This window comes from Rhodanobacter caeni (assembly GCF_039523575.1).
GTDB lineage: Bacteria > Pseudomonadota > Gammaproteobacteria > Xanthomonadales > Rhodanobacteraceae > Rhodanobacter > Rhodanobacter caeni.
This window is the reverse complement of the sequence record NZ_BAAAFO010000002.1, coordinates 121,394-138,070: the sequence shown is the minus strand read 5'-3', so window position 1 is coordinate 138,070 and position 16,677 is coordinate 121,394. Positions and strand designations below refer to the sequence as shown.

General features: G+C 68.7%; 13 protein-coding genes. 7 read left to right on the top strand and 6 right to left on the bottom strand.

What is annotated here, in order from left to right; translation table 11 throughout:
* Positions 1-12 precede the first annotated feature (12 nt).
* The 6 genes from ABD017_RS05210 to def form a co-directional block, all read right to left on the bottom strand.
* A complete protein-coding gene (locus ABD017_RS05210; protein ID WP_343880889.1) occupies positions 13-474 on the bottom strand; it encodes an adenylyltransferase/cytidyltransferase family protein in 462 nt (153 codons plus the stop codon).
* A gap of 32 nt (positions 475-506) precedes the next feature.
* Complete coding sequence (locus ABD017_RS05205) at positions 507-1,523, bottom strand: CDP-glycerol glycerophosphotransferase family protein (protein ID WP_343880887.1); 1,017 nt, start codon at positions 1,521-1,523, stop codon at positions 507-509.
* Between the two features lie 148 nt (positions 1,524-1,671).
* Entirely contained in the window at positions 1,672-2,919 is a 1,248-nt protein-coding gene (locus ABD017_RS05200) for an O-antigen ligase family protein (RefSeq protein WP_343880885.1), read from the bottom strand.
* A 170-nt stretch (positions 2,920-3,089) separates the two neighbouring features.
* Entirely contained in the window at positions 3,090-4,394 is a 1,305-nt protein-coding gene (gene rsmB / locus ABD017_RS05195) for a 16S rRNA (cytosine(967)-C(5))-methyltransferase RsmB (protein ID WP_343880883.1), read from the bottom strand.
* 96 nt (positions 4,395-4,490) lie between these two features.
* Positions 4,491-5,450 carry a methionyl-tRNA formyltransferase gene (gene fmt / locus ABD017_RS05190; protein WP_343882170.1) on the bottom strand — a complete coding sequence of 320 codons (960 nt, stop codon included), beginning with the start codon at positions 5,448-5,450 and terminating at the stop codon, positions 4,491-4,493.
* A gap of 11 nt (positions 5,451-5,461) precedes the next feature.
* A complete protein-coding gene (gene def / locus ABD017_RS05185) occupies positions 5,462-5,971 on the bottom strand; it encodes a peptide deformylase (RefSeq protein WP_343880881.1) in 510 nt (169 codons plus the stop codon).
* 190 nt (positions 5,972-6,161) lie between these two features.
* Between def and ABD017_RS05180 the strand changes: the two genes are divergently transcribed.
* From ABD017_RS05180 to ABD017_RS05150, 7 genes are all read left to right on the top strand, one after another.
* Complete coding sequence (locus tag ABD017_RS05180; protein WP_343880879.1) at positions 6,162-7,289, top strand: LysM peptidoglycan-binding domain-containing protein; 1,128 nt, start codon at positions 6,162-6,164, stop codon at positions 7,287-7,289.
* Positions 7,290-7,383: 94 nt separating this feature from the next.
* Positions 7,384-8,520, top strand: a complete 1,137-nt coding sequence (gene dprA, locus ABD017_RS05175) for a DNA-processing protein DprA (RefSeq protein ID WP_343880877.1) — start codon at positions 7,384-7,386, stop codon at positions 8,518-8,520.
* A 110-nt stretch (positions 8,521-8,630) separates the two neighbouring features.
* Positions 8,631-11,147, top strand: a complete 2,517-nt coding sequence (locus ABD017_RS05170; protein ID WP_343880875.1) for a DNA topoisomerase I — start codon at positions 8,631-8,633, stop codon at positions 11,145-11,147.
* Positions 11,147-11,719 (top strand): L-threonylcarbamoyladenylate synthase type 1 TsaC, encoded by a 573-nt coding sequence (tsaC, locus tag ABD017_RS05165; RefSeq protein WP_343880873.1) that lies wholly within the window; start codon positions 11,147-11,149, stop codon positions 11,717-11,719. The genes ABD017_RS05170 and tsaC overlap by 1 nt, the downstream gene beginning before the upstream one ends.
* Before the next feature lie 82 nt (positions 11,720-11,801).
* Positions 11,802-13,190 carry an AMP-binding protein gene (locus ABD017_RS05160; RefSeq protein WP_343880871.1) on the top strand — a complete coding sequence of 463 codons (1,389 nt, stop codon included), beginning with the start codon at positions 11,802-11,804 and terminating at the stop codon, positions 13,188-13,190.
* A gap of 78 nt (positions 13,191-13,268) precedes the next feature.
* Complete coding sequence (purD, locus tag ABD017_RS05155) at positions 13,269-14,552, top strand: phosphoribosylamine--glycine ligase (RefSeq protein ID WP_343880869.1); 1,284 nt, start codon at positions 13,269-13,271, stop codon at positions 14,550-14,552.
* Positions 14,553-14,802: 250 nt separating this feature from the next.
* Positions 14,803-16,677 carry an MFS transporter gene (locus ABD017_RS05150; RefSeq protein ID WP_343880867.1) on the top strand — a complete coding sequence of 625 codons (1,875 nt, stop codon included), beginning with the start codon at positions 14,803-14,805 and terminating at the stop codon, positions 16,675-16,677.

Genomic DNA, 16,677 nt, shown 5'->3' with positions numbered 1-16,677 from the left:
ACGGCGGCCTGTTCAGTCGAAGCGGTCGATGATCGCCGAGATCACGTTCAGCGCCTGGCGCAGGTCGTCGACGTGCTCCTTGTCCAGCACGCGCAGCAGTTTCTTCATGCTGGTGCTGGAAATGCCCTCGGTACGCGGCAGGTAGACCACGTTGCAATGCGCCTTCAGTTCGTCGAAACGGCCGGTCCAGTCGGCGCCCATGCCGAAGGTGGACACGCCGTATTTTGCGATGTCTCCCACCTTCTGCTCCCAGTGGCTTTCCGGAATGGCCAGGTCCACGCACTTGATGTTCTGCACGATGCGCTGGCGATCGGCGAACGGCACGATCGTCTGCTTGCCCTTGGTGGCGTTGAACTCGTCGGTGGACACGCCCACCACCAGGTAATCGCCCAGCGCCTTCAGCCGCTGCAGCAGGTTCAGGTGGCCGACGTGGAACAGGTCGAAGGTGCCGTAGGTCAGCACGACGTTTTTCATCGGTCGCTCCCCTGCCTCGCTGTTGTCCGCGCTCATGGCAGCGTGCGCCAGTACTTGAAGCGGCGCAGCAGGCTGAGCGGCTTGCGTTTCAGGCCGCCGCGACCGGTCGCCAGCATCGCTTCCACCGCGTCGAGCACGCGCTCGCTGGAGCGTCCGTCGCGCCACGGCTGCATCGCATGCGCGTATTCGCGGCGCGCGTCGCGCGAGGGATCGTCCCCGCCCAGCGCAGCTTCCAGGCTGCGCTCCAGTGCGGAGGGGTTGTCCACGTTCACCAGGTACGGGCCGGGCAGGCGGTTGCGGAACGCCACTACGGGCTTGTCCAGCAACATGAACTCGGCGGCCACCGACGAGGTGTCCGTCAGCAGCACGTCGGCTTCCTGCAGCAGCGGTGCCAGTGCGGTGGTCGAGACGATCTCGTAGTTGTCGCCATGGATCGCGCGCAGCGGCGCGGCAAATTCCTCGGCCATCTTCGGATGGAACTTCACCGTCCAGCGCCACGGCCGGCGCGCCACGATGCCGGCAATCTCGGCCGCCAGGGCCGGTGTCGAGGTCAGCGAGGGGCTGAAGGTGGGCGCGTAGAGGATGCGTTTCTCGTCGCCCTCGGCGCGTGCAGCGGGAGGCGTGCGCAACAACACGTCGGTCTTTGGCCAGCCGGTTTCCACCACCTTGAACCAGCCGTGCTGCCGCGCCAGCTGCTCGAACGGTGCCGTCGTCAGCGGGCCGAAGGTGCAGAACAGGTCGAACATGCCGCGAATGCGGAAGTGGCCCTTCTTCTCGATGCCCAGGCCGTGGAAAACCTGCACCTTCAGCCCCGGAAACGACAGCGGCACTTCGTTGCCAGGTACCAGCACGGCGTCGGGATCGAACGCACGCACTTCCGCCGTGGTACGCAGCAAGCGTTCGCCGGGAAGCAGGTTGCCCGGCGCCGGGCCATTGAGAAACCACGCCACCTCGTCGCCGCGTTCCAGCGCGGCTGCCTGCAGCGGACGCAGGATCTCGAACGCATACGACAACTCGGCGAAAAGCAGGTAACGGTGCGGCTTTGCCATGGATAGTCCCGAACGCGGCGCCACGCGATGGCGCCAGGAAAGCCCCGCCTTTCCCGCCGGCGCAAGCCTGCGAAAGCGGAAACGCGGGAGTCGATGGGGAAGTCTAGCGTCTGCGCCCGGCGACGCGAGGCCGCGCGTTGCGCAACGGTCAGCCCGCGTGGTCCTCGGCCCGGCGGCGAAGCCCGTCGCCCACCCGCACCGCAAGGCCAAGCAGCAGGAAAAAGAACAGCGATTGCGACATGACCCGGAAAAGCACGCTTTCCGTGAGCGCGCAGACCGCATAGAGCACCACGATCGCCAGGCCGGCATAGGCGGGCCTGGCCACGGCATCGTCGGGATCGCCCGCATGCCGGAAGAAATAGAAGAACGGCAACACGAACAGCAGCACCAGCACCAGCAGCCCGAAGATGCCGCGGGTGGCCGCGGCATCCAGGTATTCGTTGTGAGGATGGCCATACTTGGCGACCGCCGCGTTGGTGCGTCCAGCCGCCACTTCCCTGCGCACATAGGTGCCGAAGCGATCGATGCCCACGCCGGCCAGCGGGTGCTCCTTGAACGCGCGCACGGCCGTGCGCCACATTTCCAGCCGCTCGCGTACCGCGCCCGTGGCGTTGTGATCGGGGCTGTAGGTGCTGACCTCGTTCCTGATGCTGGCGAAACGGTCGACCAACCGCCCGTCGAGGTTGGCCGCGGCCGTGAGCGCCGCGGCGATGCCGATCACCAGGATCGGCAGCCATTGCCGGCGGCGCAGGCCCTTGCGGTAGCCATGCAGTGCCATCACCAGCGCAAACGCCGGCACGAACGCCAGCAGCGGCCCGCGGCTCTGGGTCAGCAGCGCGCCATAGATGCCCAGCGCCATGGCCGCGCCATGCAGCCATTTTTCGGCGGTGGGCGCTTTCGGTTTCAACAGTTGCAGCAGCGCCAGCAAGGTCAGCCCCAGCATCACGGTGGCGAACTCGATCGTGCTGGCGGGGCCGCCATTGAGTCCTGCCGGCCGCAGCACACCATAGCAATGGTGCTGCACGATGCTCACCACGCCAAGGAAAATCAGGGTCAGGCTGAAGCCGTTCCAGACCCGGCGCATGTTCAGGCCGAGGGTGAAAACGGCCGCGATCACCGCGTACATGATGATGTGCGCGGACTGGTCGAATTCGCGCCAGCCAAGCCGGTGCTGCCAGATGTTGACCACCGAGAGCGCCACCATCAGTGCCGCGGGAAGCATTGCCGGCCAGGCGTGGCGGTAGCTGCGGCGCACCGAGCGGTCGGCCACCAGCAGCCACAGGCCGGTCAGGAAAAGCAGCGCGATCGGCACCACCCTGACGTGCCGCTCGATGGAGAACGACAACGGAACCAGCACGACCAGCAAGCTGCAGCACGCCAGCGACCATCGCTTCAAGTGTGTGCCTTGCATGGCGTCCATGGCATTCCAGCGCTTGCGCAATTGAGTGGGGAACGGGGGCGTGCCGTCCGGGTGGAGACCGATGGGGAAGCGGTGCCGGAACATACCAGACAGCGGTGGATAGACGCGTTGTATAGCCGGATGCGGCTTACCGCCAGCTGAGCCCTTCACGTGGCCCGTTTGCCGATCACCGCGTAATACATGCCGTCCAGGTCGCCGTCGCCCGGCAGGATCTGCCAGCCGACGCCGGCTGCGTGGCCTGCCGGCAGGGTGAAGTGCACCGCCTGCGCATCGGGCTGGGCGGCCAGCAGTTCGCCCACGATGGCCTCGTTCTCGGCGCGCAGCACCGAGCAGGTGATGTAGACCAGCCGCCCGCCCGGCGCCAGCAACGGCCACAGCGCCGCCACGATGCGCCGCTGCTGCGCCTGCATGGCGGGGATGTCGCTTTCGCGCCGGTGCAGTCGCACGTCAGGGCGGCGGCGCAACACGCCAGTGGCCGAACAGGGCGCGTCGACCAGGATGCGATCGAAGGCCTGGCCCTTCCACCAACTTTTGGGCGCACCGGCATCGCCGGTCACCACTTTCGCATCCAGGCGCAACCGCATCAGGTTCTGGCGGATGCGCTCGCCGCGGGCAGCGTCGAACTCCAGTGCGGTGAGGTCGATGTCGGCGCGTTCGAGCAGGTGGCAGGCCTTGCCGCCGGGCGCGGCGCAGGCGTCCAGCACGCGCTGGCCGTCGCGCAGGTCGGCCAGGTCGGCGGCCACCTGGGCGGCGCCATCCTGCACGGCGAACAGGCCGTCCTCGAACCCGGGCATGCGGGTGACGTCGGTGCTGTGCGGCAGTACCAGTCCATCGTCCAGCCACGGATGCGCGCTGGCCGCGTAGCCGGCGGCCTGCAATTGTTCGATCAGCGCCGCGCGTTCGCTGCGCTGGCGATTGACGCGCAGCATCAATGGGGGCTCGCGGTTGTCCGCCTCCATCACCGCCTCGGCCTGCCGCGGCCAGTCGCGGTGCAGCGCGGCGGCCAGCCAGGCCGGGTGGGCGTGGCGGGTTTGCGGCCTGGCATCGAGGCGGGCGAGCAGGGTGTCGCGCTCGCGCTGCCAGCGCCGCAGGATGGCGTTGACCAGGCCAGCCAGCGGCGGCCGGCCCAGCGTGCGCGTCGCCTCGACCGTGGCGGCCACGGCGGCGTAGTCGCTCAACTGCAGGATCTCCAGCTGCACCAGACCCAGCACCAGCAACGCGTGCACGGCCGGGTCCTTGTGCCGCAGCGGCTTCTCCAGCAGGTCGTCGATGGCCGCGTCGAAGCGCAGCCACCAGCGCGCGCCTTCGCTGAGCAGGGCCATCAGCAGCGCGCGATCGCGGGGATCGGCCAATCGCCTGGCGTTGCGCTCCATCACGTCGCGCAAAGACGCGCCGCGCAGGGCGACTTCGGCCAGGCCCTTGGCGGCCAGCGCGCGGGTGTCGGGTTTCATGACAACCACCCGCCCCTCTCCTCATTCCTCTCGCCTTGGGGGAGAGGAGGAGGAGAAGGTGCCGTGCGGGATCGCCTGTTTGCCTTCGAGGCCACCTCAGACGCTCCCGTCTGGATGGCGCGGCGGTAGCAGATGGGGGCGCGCGTTGAGATAGTCGGCGGCGCCGATGCGCTTGCCGCCCGCGCGCTGCACCGCCAGCACGCGCAGCGCGCCCTGCCCGCATGCCACGTCGATGCCGTCCCGGCTGGCCGCGATCACGCTGCCGGGCGTTGCCTGGTGCGGCGTGTCGATCGCCAGCGCGGCCCAGATGCGCAGGTGCTCGTCGGCAATCTCGCCTTCGGCAACGGGCCAGGGATCGAACGCGCGCACCTGGCGCTCCAGCTCGATCGCCGGGCGCCGGAAATCGAGTTTCGCCTCCGCCTTGTCCAGCTTGTGCGCATACGTCACGCCGTCGTCCGCCTGCGGCACGGCCGAGGGCATGTCGCCGGCAAGCAGGCGCCGCAGGCCGTCGGCCAGCACCTCCGCGCCCAGCACGGAAAGGCGGTCGTGCAACGAGCCGCCGGTGTCTTCGCGCGTGATCGGCGTGCGCCGTTCCAGCAGGACGGGGCCGGTGTCCAGGCCCGCTTCCATCTGCATCAGGTCGACGCCGCTTTCCGCGTCCCCGGCAAGAATGGCGCGCTGGATCGGCGCGGCGCCACGCCAGCGCGGCAGCAGGCTGGCGTGCACGTTCCAGCAGCCGAAGCGGGGAATCGCCAGCACCTTGCGCGGCAGGATCAGGCCGTAGGCCACCACCACCAGCAGGTCCGGCTTCAGCTCCGCCAGCGCCTGTTGCGCGTCGGCGGATTTCAGCGATTCGGGTTGATGCACCGCGATGCCCGCGGCCAGCGCGGCCTGCTTGACCGGGCTGGGGGTCAGCTTGCGGCCGCGGCCGGCGGGGCGATCGGGCTGGGTATAGACGGCCACCACCTCGGCGCCGCTGGCGCGGCAGGCTTCGAGGCAGGGCACGGCAAACTCCGGCGTGCCGGCGAAAACCACCCGCAGGCCGGGGTTGCTCAAGCCGGCACTATTCAAGCACTCGCCGCCTGCTTGCGCGCCTTCTCCAGCCGCTTCAGCAGCATGCCGCGCTTCAGCGGCGACAGGTAGTCGACGAACACCTTGCCGTCGAGATGGTCGATTTCGTGCTGGATGCAGACCGCCAGCGGGCCTTCGGCATCGACGACGATCTCGTTGCCGGCGACATCCTGCGCCTTCACCTTCACCTTCAGCGCGCGGGTGACGTCGGCGTACAGGCCGGGAAACGACAGGCAGCCTTCCTGGTAGACCTGCGAGCCCTCCTTTTCCAGGATCTGCGCGTTGATCAGCGCCAGCGGCTCGGTGCGCCCCTCGCTCATGTCGGTCACCAGCACGCGCTGGGCCACGTTGACCTGGGTGGCGGCCAGGCCTACGCCATTGGCCGCGTACATGGTTTCGAACATGTCGGCGACGAACTGTTTCAGCTTCGCGTCGAACACGCTGACCGGCGCGGCCCGGGTACGCAGGCGCGGGTCGGGAAATTCGAGAATGGGCAGAACGGACATGGTTTTCTCACCTCGACGCCGAAAGTGCGGGCGACTTGGTGAAAATCGAGCCCTGGCGCCATTTAGAATGTGCCTCATTGTACGTCGGCAAGCGCGTGTCTGCAGACGATTTTTGTCGACGGATGCCGGTTGCGCGTCAAGAAGGTTCAGCTACACTCGACCGAGCATAGGGGGAGGGGGATTCCCAACAATGATCAGAAAAAGCATCGTCCTGCTGGCCGGCTTGCTGGTAACCGTGGCCGTCTACGCAGCAGGCGCGCAGCTGCGTGCCGATCACCCCGACAACTACACCGTGCGCCGCGGCGACACGCTGTGGGACATCTCCGCCCGCTTCCTGGTCAAGCCGTGGCTGTGGCCGGAAATCTGGCAGGCCAATCCGCAGGTGCGCAACCCGCACCTGATCTATCCGGGCGACGTGCTCAACCTGTCCTTCATCAACGGCCCGACCCTGCGCCTGCAGCCCAGCGTGCATCGCGAGGGCGATGCCGTGCCGGCCATCCCGTTGTCGGAGCTGCGCACCTTCCTGAAAGACCTGCGCGTGATGAATTCCAACGAGGTCAGCTCCGCGCCCTACGTGGTGGGCCTGGAGGAAAACCGGCTGCGCGGCGCGGTGGGCCAGAACCTCTACGTGCGCGGCCTGCAGGCCACCCCCGGCCAGCGCTGGGCGATCGTGCGCCCCAGCCACGTCTTCCGCGGCTTCGAGCAGGATGATCCGAACGACGCCGACAGCCGCATCTTCGCCCACGAGCTGGACAGCAACGCGGCCATGGTCAACGCGCCGTGGCGCGAGGATTCCCGCCACGACGGCCAGTACGGCCGCGGCCAGGACATGGGCGTGGAAGTGACCGTGATCGGCACCGCCGAAACCCTGCGCGTGGGCGATCCGTCCACCCTGCTGCTGCTCGATTCCACCCGCGAGATCCGCACCGGCGACCGCGTGCTGCCGATCGACGACACGCCGTACGACCCCTACTACTACCCGCACCCGCCCAAGTCGATCGCCAGGGACGCGCACGTGATCGGCTTCGCCGACGCGCTGGACGCGGTGGGCTCGCGTCAGGTGGTGGCGCTGTCGGTCGGTGCGAAGGATGGCGTGGACAACGGCACGACGTTCTCGATCTACCACCCCGGCGAGAACATCCATGATGACGTGGCCAGCAACAGCTGGCGCCGCGGCGTGGGCTCGCGGGTCACCCTGCCGGACGAATTCGTGGGCCACGTGATGGTGTTCCGCACGTTCGACCGGGTCAGCTACGGCCTGGTGATGGACAGCCTGCGGCCGGTGCACAAGAACGACAGGCTGACGATGCCGGAGTAATCCAGGGGCGTGGGGCCCATCGACATTCCCTGACACCACGGCGCGGCTACCACCGCGCCGTGGTCGTCTGGGGCGACTGCGTAAACTTCGGGCCATGGACGAAACACACGAACTGCGCGCCTGGCTGACCGCCCTGCGCACGCCCGGCCTGGGGCCGGGCGGCCTGCGCGAAAAGCTCGATGCGGCCGATGGCGACATCCACGCCGCGCTGCGCGAGCTGCATCGCCATGCCGCGGCGCTGGGCGACGGCGCCAAGGCGTGGCTCGACGCGCCCGACGAGGCGCGCCTGGCCGCCGACCTGGCCTGGCTGGCCGAGCCGGATCACCATCTGCTGCGCTGTACCGACGCGGATTTCCCGCCGCAACTGGAAAACATCCCGCAACCGCCGGCCGTCCTGTTCGTGGCCGGCGATCCCGGCCTCGCCCTGCTGCCGCAGGTGGCCATCGTCGGCGCGCGCAGCGCCAGCGTGGCCGGCATGGCCCATGCCGGCGCCTTCGCGCGGGCGCTGGCGCAGGCCGGCTTCGCCATCACCAGCGGCATGGCCGACGGCATCGACGGCGCCGCGCACACGGCTGCGCTCGATGCCGGTGCCGGCACGCTGGCGGTGATCGGCACCGGGCCCGACCGGGTCTACCCGCGCAAGCACCATGCGCTGGCCCGGCGCATTGCCGCGCAGGGCGCGTTGATCAGCGAATTCCCGCCCGGCACCGGTGCCCGCGCCGACCATTTTCCGCGTCGCAACCGCATCATTGCCGGCTTGTCGCTGGGCACTCTGGTGGTCGAGGCGGGCCTGCGTTCCGGCTCGCTGATCACCGCCCGGCTGGCCGGCGAGCAGGGGCGCGAGGTGTTCGCGCTGCCCGGCTCCATCCACAATCCGCTGGCGCGCGGTTGCCACCGCCTGATCCGCGATGGCGCCCGCCTGGTGGAAACGGCGGCCGAGATCATCGAGACATTGACGCCGGCAGCGCGCATGCTTGGCGGCGAGCTGGCAGCGCGGCTGCGTAGTACGGACGCGGCCGCCACCGCTGGTGATGCCGCGGCGGCGGAACCGGTCGATCCGGCCTATCGCGACCTGTGCGAGGCACTCGGCCACGATCCGGCGACACTGGACGAACTTGTGCAGCGTACCGGGCAAACGGCGGCGGCCGTTTCCTCGATGCTGCTGATGCTGGAACTGCAGGGACGCGTCGAGACGCTGTCCGGCAATCGCTACCAGCAACTGGCTGGCTGAACGCCCGGGCGGCGTAATGCGGCTTGACAGTCGCCCGCCCGGCGTGGTTTCAACTATATATATGCGCCCGTCGCCCGGCGGCGGTCCTTCGTTTGTGGAAATCCAGCTTCATGGCAAAAAACCTGCTCATCGTCGAATCGCCGGCCAAGGCCAAGACGATCAACAAATACCTCGGCAAGGACTTCCAGGTCCTGGCCTCCTACGGCCATGTGCGCGACCTGCGGCCGAAGGAGGGCGCGGTCGATACCGACCATGGCTTCGCCATGGCCTACGAGGTGATCGAGCGCAACGAGAAGCACGTCGATGCCATCGCCAAGGCGGCCAGGGCGGCCGACGACATCTATCTGGCGACCGACTTGGATCGCGAAGGCGAGGCCATCAGCTGGCACATCAGCGAGATCCTGAAGGAGCGCGGCCTGACCAAGGGCAAGCAGCTGCACCGGGTGGTGTTCTCCGAGATCACACCCAAGGCGATCAAGGCCGCGGTGGCCGCGCCACGGCAGCTGTCTCACGACCTGGTCGATGCCCAGCAGGCGCGCCGCGCGCTGGATTACCTGGTCGGCTTCAACCTGTCACCGGTGCTGTGGCGCAAGGTGCAGCGCGGCTTGTCCGCCGGCCGCGTGCAGTCGCCGGCACTGCGCATGATCGTGGAGCGCGAGGAGGAGATCGAGGCGTTCAAGGCGCGCGAATACTGGACCATCGAGGCCCAGCTCAAGCATGCCGAGGGCGATTTCACCGCCCGCCTGTCCAAGCTCAACGGCAAGAAGTTCGAGCAGTTCGACCTCACCAGCGAAGCCGATGCACAGGCGGCCCGCAGCGCGCTGAAACAGGCGGCGCGCGGCCGGCTCACCGTCAGCGAGGTCAGCTCCAAGGAGCGCAAGCGCCGCCCCGCCGCCCCGTTCACCACCTCCACCCTGCAGCAGGAGGCCGCGCGCAAGCTGGGCTTCACCACCAGCCGCACGATGAAGGTGGCGCAAGGCCTGTATGAGGGCGTGGCGCTGGGCGACGAAGGCAACGTCGGCCTGATTACCTACATGCGTACCGATTCCACCATGCTCGGCGACGACGCGCTGGCCGAGCTGCGCCAGCTGATCGCCCGCGACTACGGCAGCAAGGCCTTGCCGGATGCGCCGCAGGTGTACAAGACCAAGTCGAAGAACGCGCAGGAGGCGCACGAGGCGATTCGTCCCACCTCGGCCATGCACACGCCCCGCTCCGTGGCGGCCTACCTCAACGACGACCAGCGCAAGCTGTACGAGCTGATCTGGAAGCGCACCGTCGCCTGCCAGATGATCCACGCCACGCTCAACACCGTGTCGGTGGAATTTGCGCTGCCGCACGTGGAAGGCGGCGATGCCTCGTTCCGCGCCAGCGGCACCACGGTGGTCGAACCAGGCTTCCTGGCCGTGTACGAGGAAGGCAGCGACCAGAAGAAGGCCGATGACGACGACGAAGGCCGGCGCCTGCCGCGGCTGGAGAAAGGCGAGGCGGTGCCGCTGCACGAGATCGCCGCCGACCAGCACTTCACCGAGCCGCCGCCGCGCTACTCCGAAGCCAGCCTGGTCAAGGCGCTGGAGGAGCACGGCATCGGCCGTCCGTCCACCTACGCCAGCATCATCCAGGTGCTGCAGAACCGCGAGTACGTGTACCTCGACAGCCGCCGCTTCAAGCCCAGCGACGTGGGCCGTGCGGTCAGCAAGTTCCTCACCCAGCATTTCACCCAGTACGTCGACTACGACTTCACCGCGAAGATGGAGGACGAGCTGGACGCCGTCAGCCGCGGCGAGGAGGCCTGGGTGCCGCTGATGGAGCGCTTCTGGCAGCCGTTCAAGCAGCAGGTGGACGAGAAAACCGAATCGGTCGATCGCAGCGAGGCCACTGGCGCGCGCGAGCTGGGCACCGATCCGAAAACCGGCAAGCCGGTGTCCGTGCGGCTGGGCCGGTTCGGGCCTTATGCCGCCATCGGCACCAAGGACGACGAGGAAAAACCCACCTTCGCCAGCCTGCGCCCGGGCCAGAGCATGCACACCATCACCCTGGCCGAGGCGCTGGAGCTGTTCAAGCTGCCGCGCAAGCTGGGCCAGGCCGAGAACGGCGACGAGGTGAGCGTGGCGATCGGCCGCTTCGGCCCGTTCGTGAAGCAGGGCAGCACCTACGCCTCGCTCAAGCCCGAGGACGATCCCTACACCATCGAACTGCCGCGCGCGCTGCAGATCGTGCAGGAAAAGCTGGAGATGCTGGCCAACCGCCTGATCCTCGATTTCGGCAACGGCGTGCAGGTGCTCAACGGCCGCTACGGCGCCTACATCACCGACGGCGAGAAGAACGCGCGCATCCCGAAGGACCAGGAACCCAAGACGCTGACCGAAGCCCAGTGCCTTGAATTGCTGGCCGCCGCGCCGGTGAAGAAAGGCCGCTTCGGCAAGAAGGCGGCGACCAGGAAAGTGGCGGCAAAGAAGGCTCCGGCGGCGAAGAAGGCCGCCGCCAAAAAGACGGCGAGCAAGAAGACCGCCACCAAGAAAACGGCGGCCAGGAAAACCGCCACCAAGAAGGCGGCGGCGAAGAAGACGGCCACCCGCAAGACGCCGGCCAGCAAGGCGGCCATGTCGAGCGCGGACGAGGCCTGATGCTGCAGCGTTTCACCGCGGACCAGACCGATGCCGCCGCCGCGCTGCTGCGCGACGGCGGCGTGCTGGCCTATCCGACCGAGGCTGTGTTCGGCCTGGGCTGCGACCCGCGCAACCGGACGGCGTTCGAGCGCCTGTTTGCGCTGAAGCAGCGGCCACCGACGCAAGGTGTGCTGCTGATCGCGGCGGACGTCGCGCAGGTGGAGCGCTACATCGATCGCAGCGCCGTCCCCGCCGCCGTGCTGGCGCAGGTAATGGACAGCTGGCCGGGGCCGCATACCTGGATCCTGCCGCGCGCCGCCGACGTTCCCGACTGGATCGCCGGCGCGCACGCCGGCATCGCCTTGCGGGTAACGGCCCACGCGCCGGCCGCCGCGCTGTGCCGCGCCTACGGCGGCGCCCTGGTGTCCACCAGCGCCAACCCGCATGGCAGCGCACCGGCGCGCTCGGCCGACGCGGTGGCCGGTTATTTCGGCGATGCCCTGGACGGCCTGCTCGACGCGCCGCTGGGGCAGCAGCAACGCCCCACGACCATTCGCGACGCGCTCACCGGCGCCACTATCCGGTCTTGAACGTCCACGCGATAATCCGTCGCTGAAACCATCGGCAAGGAAGCATCGGTCCACCGGCCGGATGCCACAGGAGACCCCGCGCTTGGCCATCGTCTACGACACGTTCCAGCATGAGGCGCCGCAGCGGCTGCCGTTGTTGTCCGTCACCCACCCCGCACGCACGGTAGCCTGGCGCGACGGCGCGCCCATCGGCGCCTCCCGGTTTCTCGATCACGTGCGGCAGGTGGCCGCGCAGTTGCCGGCGACGGCCGCCACGGTCAACCTCTGCGAGAACCGCTACATGTTCCTGGTGGCGTTCTGCGCGATCGTGCTGCGCGGCCAGACCAACCTGCTGCCGTCCTCGCGGGCGCCGCAGGCGGTGGACGAGGTGATGGCGGCGCATCCGGGCTGCCATGTGCTGGGCGACCTGCCGCTCGATCAGGCGCCGCCGCGCTACCAGCGCCTGGCGCCGCTGGAAGACGCCACGCGGGGTAGTGACTTCGTGTTGCCGCTGATCGACGCCGACCAGGTGGTGGCGATCGGTTACACCTCCGGCTCCACCGGCACGCCCAGCGCCAACCCGAAAACCTGGCGCAGCTTCCACGCCAGCACCGCCGGCAACCTGCAGATGCTGAGCGCCGAGCTGGGGCCGCGTTTCGAAGTGGTCGCCACCGTGCCGCCGCAGCACATGTACGGGATCGAGATGTCGGTGCTGCTGCCGCTGCTCGGCGACGTCGGCATCCATGCCGGGCGGCCGTTCTTTCCCGCCGACGTGGCGGCGGCGCTGGCCGAGATACCCGCGCCGCGGGTGCTGGTGACCACGCCGGTGCACCTGCGTGCGCTGGTCGATTCGGGCATTGCGCTGCCGCCGCTGGCGGCGATGGTTTCGGCCACGGCGCCGTTGTCGGGCGAACTGGCGCGGGCCGCCGAACAGCGTTTCGGTGCGCCGTTGCTGGAGGTGTTCGGCTCCACCGAGACCTGCGTGTTCGCCAGCCGCCGCGCCGGCGTGCAGGAGGAATGGTCGCTGTTCGCCGACGTGCACCTGCACCCGCAGCCGGACGGCACCCTGGTCGATGCGCCGCAGCTGGATCGCCCGGTGGCGCTGGCCGACCTGGTCAGCCTGCACAATGGCGGCCGGCGTTTCCGCCTGCGCGGGCGCCATGCCGACCTGCTGGAGATCGCCGGCAAGCGCGCCTCGCTGGCCGACCTCACCCGCCGCCTGCTGGCCATCCCCGGCGTGCGCGACGGCGTGATGCTGCAGCTGGACGACGCCGACGCCATCGGCGTGCGCCGCGTCGCCGCCGTGGTGGTGGCGCCGGGGCTGGACGAACACGCGATCCTCGACGCGCTGCGCCGCGCGATCGACCCGCTGTTCCTGCCGCGCCCGCTGCGACTGGTGGACGCGCTGCCGCGCAACGAAACCGGCAAATTGCCGCGCGCGGCGCTGCTGGCGTTGCTGCACACGGCCGACGAAAGCCAGCCGCAAGACTGACGCGCGGCCGTCAGCGGCGCAGCGTGCCCTACAATGCGCGACGGCGCCGCGTCGGCGCGCATGGTATCGGAGCAGTACATGAAGGTTCTCGTCATCGGCAGCGGCGGTCGCGAACACGCGCTGGCGTGGAAGCTGAAGCAATCGCCGCGGGTCAGCGAAGTGATCGTGGCGCCCGGCAACGCCGGCACCGCCCGCGAGCCGGGCGTGCGCAACGCCGCCGTGGCGGTGACCGATCTCGACGGCCTGCTGAAACTGGCCCGTGACGAAGACATCGCGCTGACCGTGGTCGGCCCCGAGGTGCCGCTGGTGGCCGGCGTGGTCGACCGCTTCCGCGACGCGGGCCTGCGCATCTACGGGCCACGCGCGATTGCCGCGCAGCTGGAAGGCTCCAAGGCGTTCGCCAAGGATTTCCTGCGGCGGCACAACATTCCCACCGCGCACTACGCCGTGTTCACCGAGCTGGAGCCGGCGCTGGCCCATGTGCGCCAGCACGGCGCGCCGATCGTGATCAAGGCCGACGGCCTGGCCGCCGGCAAGGGCGTGGTGGTGGCGCTGACCCAGGCCGATGCCGAGCTGGCCCTGCACGACATGCTGGGCGCGCACAGCTTCGGCGACGCCTCCGCCCGCGTGGTGATCGAGGAATTCCTCGACGGCGAGGAAGCCAGCTACATCGTGATGAGCGACGGCAGCCACGCGTTGCCGATGGCTTCCAGCCAGGACCACAAGCGCCGCGACGAGGGCGATCTGGGCCCCAACACCGGCGGCATGGGCGCGTACTCGCCCGCGCCGGTGGTCACGCCCGAGGTCGAGCGGCGCATCCTGAAGGACGTGATCGAACCCACCCTGCGCGGCATGGCGCTGGAAGGCGCGCCGTTCATCGGCTTCCTGTACGCGGGGCTGATGATCGACAAGCAGGGCAACCCCAAGGTCATCGAGTACAACGTGCGCTTCGGCGATCCGGAAACCCAGCCGATCCTGATGCGGCTGAAATCGGACATGGTGGACCTGATCGACGCGGCGCTGGATGGCCGTCTGAATGAGGTCAGCGCGCGCTGGGACCGCCGGCCGGCGATCGGCGTGGTGCTGGCTGCCGCGGGTTATCCGGCGCGGGTGCGCAGCGGCGATGCGATCGACGGGCTGGATACCGCCGCCGCGCCCGACGTCAAGGTTTTCCACGCCGGCACCAGGCTCGACGAACACGGTCGCGCCGTCACCGCCGGCGGCCGCGTGCTGACCGTCTGCGCGCTTGGCGACGATCTCGCCGCCGCCCGCCAACATGCCTACGACGCCATCGGGAAGATCCGCTACGAGGGCGCGTTCCACCGCCGCGACATCGCGCATCGGGCGCTGCATCGCGCTTGACGCTGCGGTGAAGCCGGTTCGGGGTTCTGAAGGGGAGATCGGACGTGGCCAAAAGCGCCCCCATCCGCCCTGTCGGGCACCTTCCCCCGCGAAGCGGGGGAAGGAACAGCAGGTTCGCCGCAAGCTCCCAAGTTTCCTTCCCCCGCTTGCGGGGGAAGGTGCCGAAGGCGGATGGGGGCGCTCTTTGCCCGTGCTGGATAACGCCAGGTAGCAAGCGCTCGACACCTTCCACCCACCACCACGGATCCGCATGAGCCAATTCGCATTGCTGGGCAAGCGTCGCTTCGCGCCGTTCTTCTGGACGCAGGCGCTGGGGGCGTTCAACGACAACGCGTTCCGCAATGCGCTGCTGATGCTGGTGGCGTTCCGGATGGGGTTGGACGACCACACCGTGTCGCTGTACACCAACTTCGCGCCGGCGCTGTTCATCCTGCCGTTCTTCCTGTTCTCGGCCACCGCCGGGCAACTGGCGGAGAAGTTCGAGAAGACGCGCATCATCCGCGCGGTAAAGCTGTTCGAGATCGTGGCGATGGTGGTTGCCGCCATCGGCTTCTACACGCACCACGTGACGCTGTTGCTGGTGGTGCTGTTCATGATGGGCATGCACTCGACGGTGTTCGGGCCGATCAAGTACGCGATCCTGCCGCAGGCGCTCAAGCCGGCCGAGCTGGTGGGCGGCAACGGCCTGGTGGAAATGGGCACGCAGCTGGCGATCCTGATCGGCATGATCGCGGGCAATGCGCTGATGCTGGTCGCCGGCGTGGGTCCGCTGCTGGCCTCGGGCGCCACCATCGCGGTGGCGGTGGCGGGGTATCTTGTCTGCCGCCGGATTCCGGCCGCGCCGGCCACGGCGCCGGGGCTGAAGTTCAACTGGAACCCGTTCAGCGAGACCGCGCGCGTGCTGCGCATCACGCGCGAGGATCGCGCCGTGTGGAACGCGGTGCTGGGCATCTCGTGGTTCTGGTTCTTCGGCACCGTGCTGATCGCGCAGTTGCCCAACTACACGCGCGAGACGCTGGGCGGCGACGGCACGGTCAATACGCTGGTGCTGACCCTGTTCTCGGTCGGCAGCGGCATCGGCGCGTTGCTGTGCGAGCGGCTGTCGGGCAAGCGGGTGGAGATCGGGCTGGTGCCGCTGGGCGCGTTCGGGCTCACCGTGTTCGGCGTGGATCTGTACTTCGCGCGGCACGGCATCGCGTCGGTGCGCGGGCTGGACTGGCTGGCTTTCCTGCACGGCGCCGGCAGCTGGCGCGTTGCGCTGGACCTCACCCTGATCGGCGTGTTTGCCGGCTTCTACGTGGTGCCGCTGTTTGCCTTCGTGCAGGCGCGCTCGCCGCGCGAAAAGCTGTCGCGCATCATCGCCGGCAACAACATCGTCAATGCCTTGCTGATCGTGCTGGCGGCGGGGTTCGGCCTGGGGCTGGGTGCGCTCGGCCTGGGCGCGTCGCAGATTTTCCTGGCCGCCGCGTTGCTCAACGTCGCGGTGGCCACGTACATCTTCACCCTGGTGCCCGAGTTCCTGATGCGCTTCATTACCTGGGTGCTGGTGAACACGCTGTACCGGGTGCGGGCTGACGGCTTGCAGCACGTTCCCGAAGATGGCCCGGTGCTGCTGGTGTGCAACCACGTCAGCTACATGGACCCACTGCTGCTGATGGCGAACCTGCGCCGGCCGGTGCGGTTCGTCATGTACTACAAGATCTTCAACATCCCGCTGATGCGCTTCCTCTTCCGCACCGCCAGGGCGATCCCGATCGCCGGCCACAAAGAGGATGCGGCCGTATTGCAGCAGGCCTATGACGCGATCGACGACGCGCTGGCGGCGGGCGAAGTGGTGTGCATTTTTCCCGAAGGCGGCTTGACCGGCGACGGCAAGATTGCTCCGTTCCGCCCGGGTGTGGAGAAGATTCTGGCGCGACGCCCGGTGCCGGTGGTGCCGCTGGCGCTGCGTGGCCTGTGGGGCAGCGTATGGAGCCGCCGCGATTCGCGCCTGCACCGCGCGCGCCTGCCGCGTCGCTTCCGGGCACGGGTGGAACTGGTCGCCGGCGCGCCGTTGGAACCGGCACAAGCCAGCGCCGAAGTACTGGAGGCGCGCGTCAAGGAATTACGCGGCGACCTCGCCTAG

What these genes read in the sequence shown, in the direction of transcription:
- rsmB (WP_343880883.1), bottom strand. Translation starts at nt 4,394, where the DNA reads ATGAAACCCGACACCCGCGCGCTGGCCGCCAAGGGCCTGGCCGAAGTC.
- ABD017_RS05150 (WP_343880867.1), top strand. Translation starts at nt 14,803, where the DNA reads ATGAGCCAATTCGCATTGCTGGGCAAGCGTCGCTTCGCGCCGTTCTTC.
- def (WP_343880881.1), bottom strand. Translation starts at nt 5,971, where the DNA reads ATGTCCGTTCTGCCCATTCTCGAATTTCCCGACCCGCGCCTGCGTACC.
- purD (WP_343880869.1), top strand. Translation starts at nt 13,269, where the DNA reads ATGAAGGTTCTCGTCATCGGCAGCGGCGGTCGCGAACACGCGCTGGCG.
- ABD017_RS05180 (WP_343880879.1), top strand. Translation starts at nt 6,162, where the DNA reads ATGATCAGAAAAAGCATCGTCCTGCTGGCCGGCTTGCTGGTAACCGTG.
- ABD017_RS05170 (WP_343880875.1), top strand. Translation starts at nt 8,631, where the DNA reads ATGGCAAAAAACCTGCTCATCGTCGAATCGCCGGCCAAGGCCAAGACG.
- ABD017_RS05210 (WP_343880889.1), bottom strand. Translation starts at nt 474, where the DNA reads ATGAAAAACGTCGTGCTGACCTACGGCACCTTCGACCTGTTCCACGTC.
- dprA (WP_343880877.1), top strand. Translation starts at nt 7,384, where the DNA reads ATGGACGAAACACACGAACTGCGCGCCTGGCTGACCGCCCTGCGCACG.
- tsaC (WP_343880873.1), top strand. Translation starts at nt 11,147, where the DNA reads ATGCTGCAGCGTTTCACCGCGGACCAGACCGATGCCGCCGCCGCGCTG.
- ABD017_RS05205 (WP_343880887.1), bottom strand. Translation starts at nt 1,523, where the DNA reads ATGGCAAAGCCGCACCGTTACCTGCTTTTCGCCGAGTTGTCGTATGCG.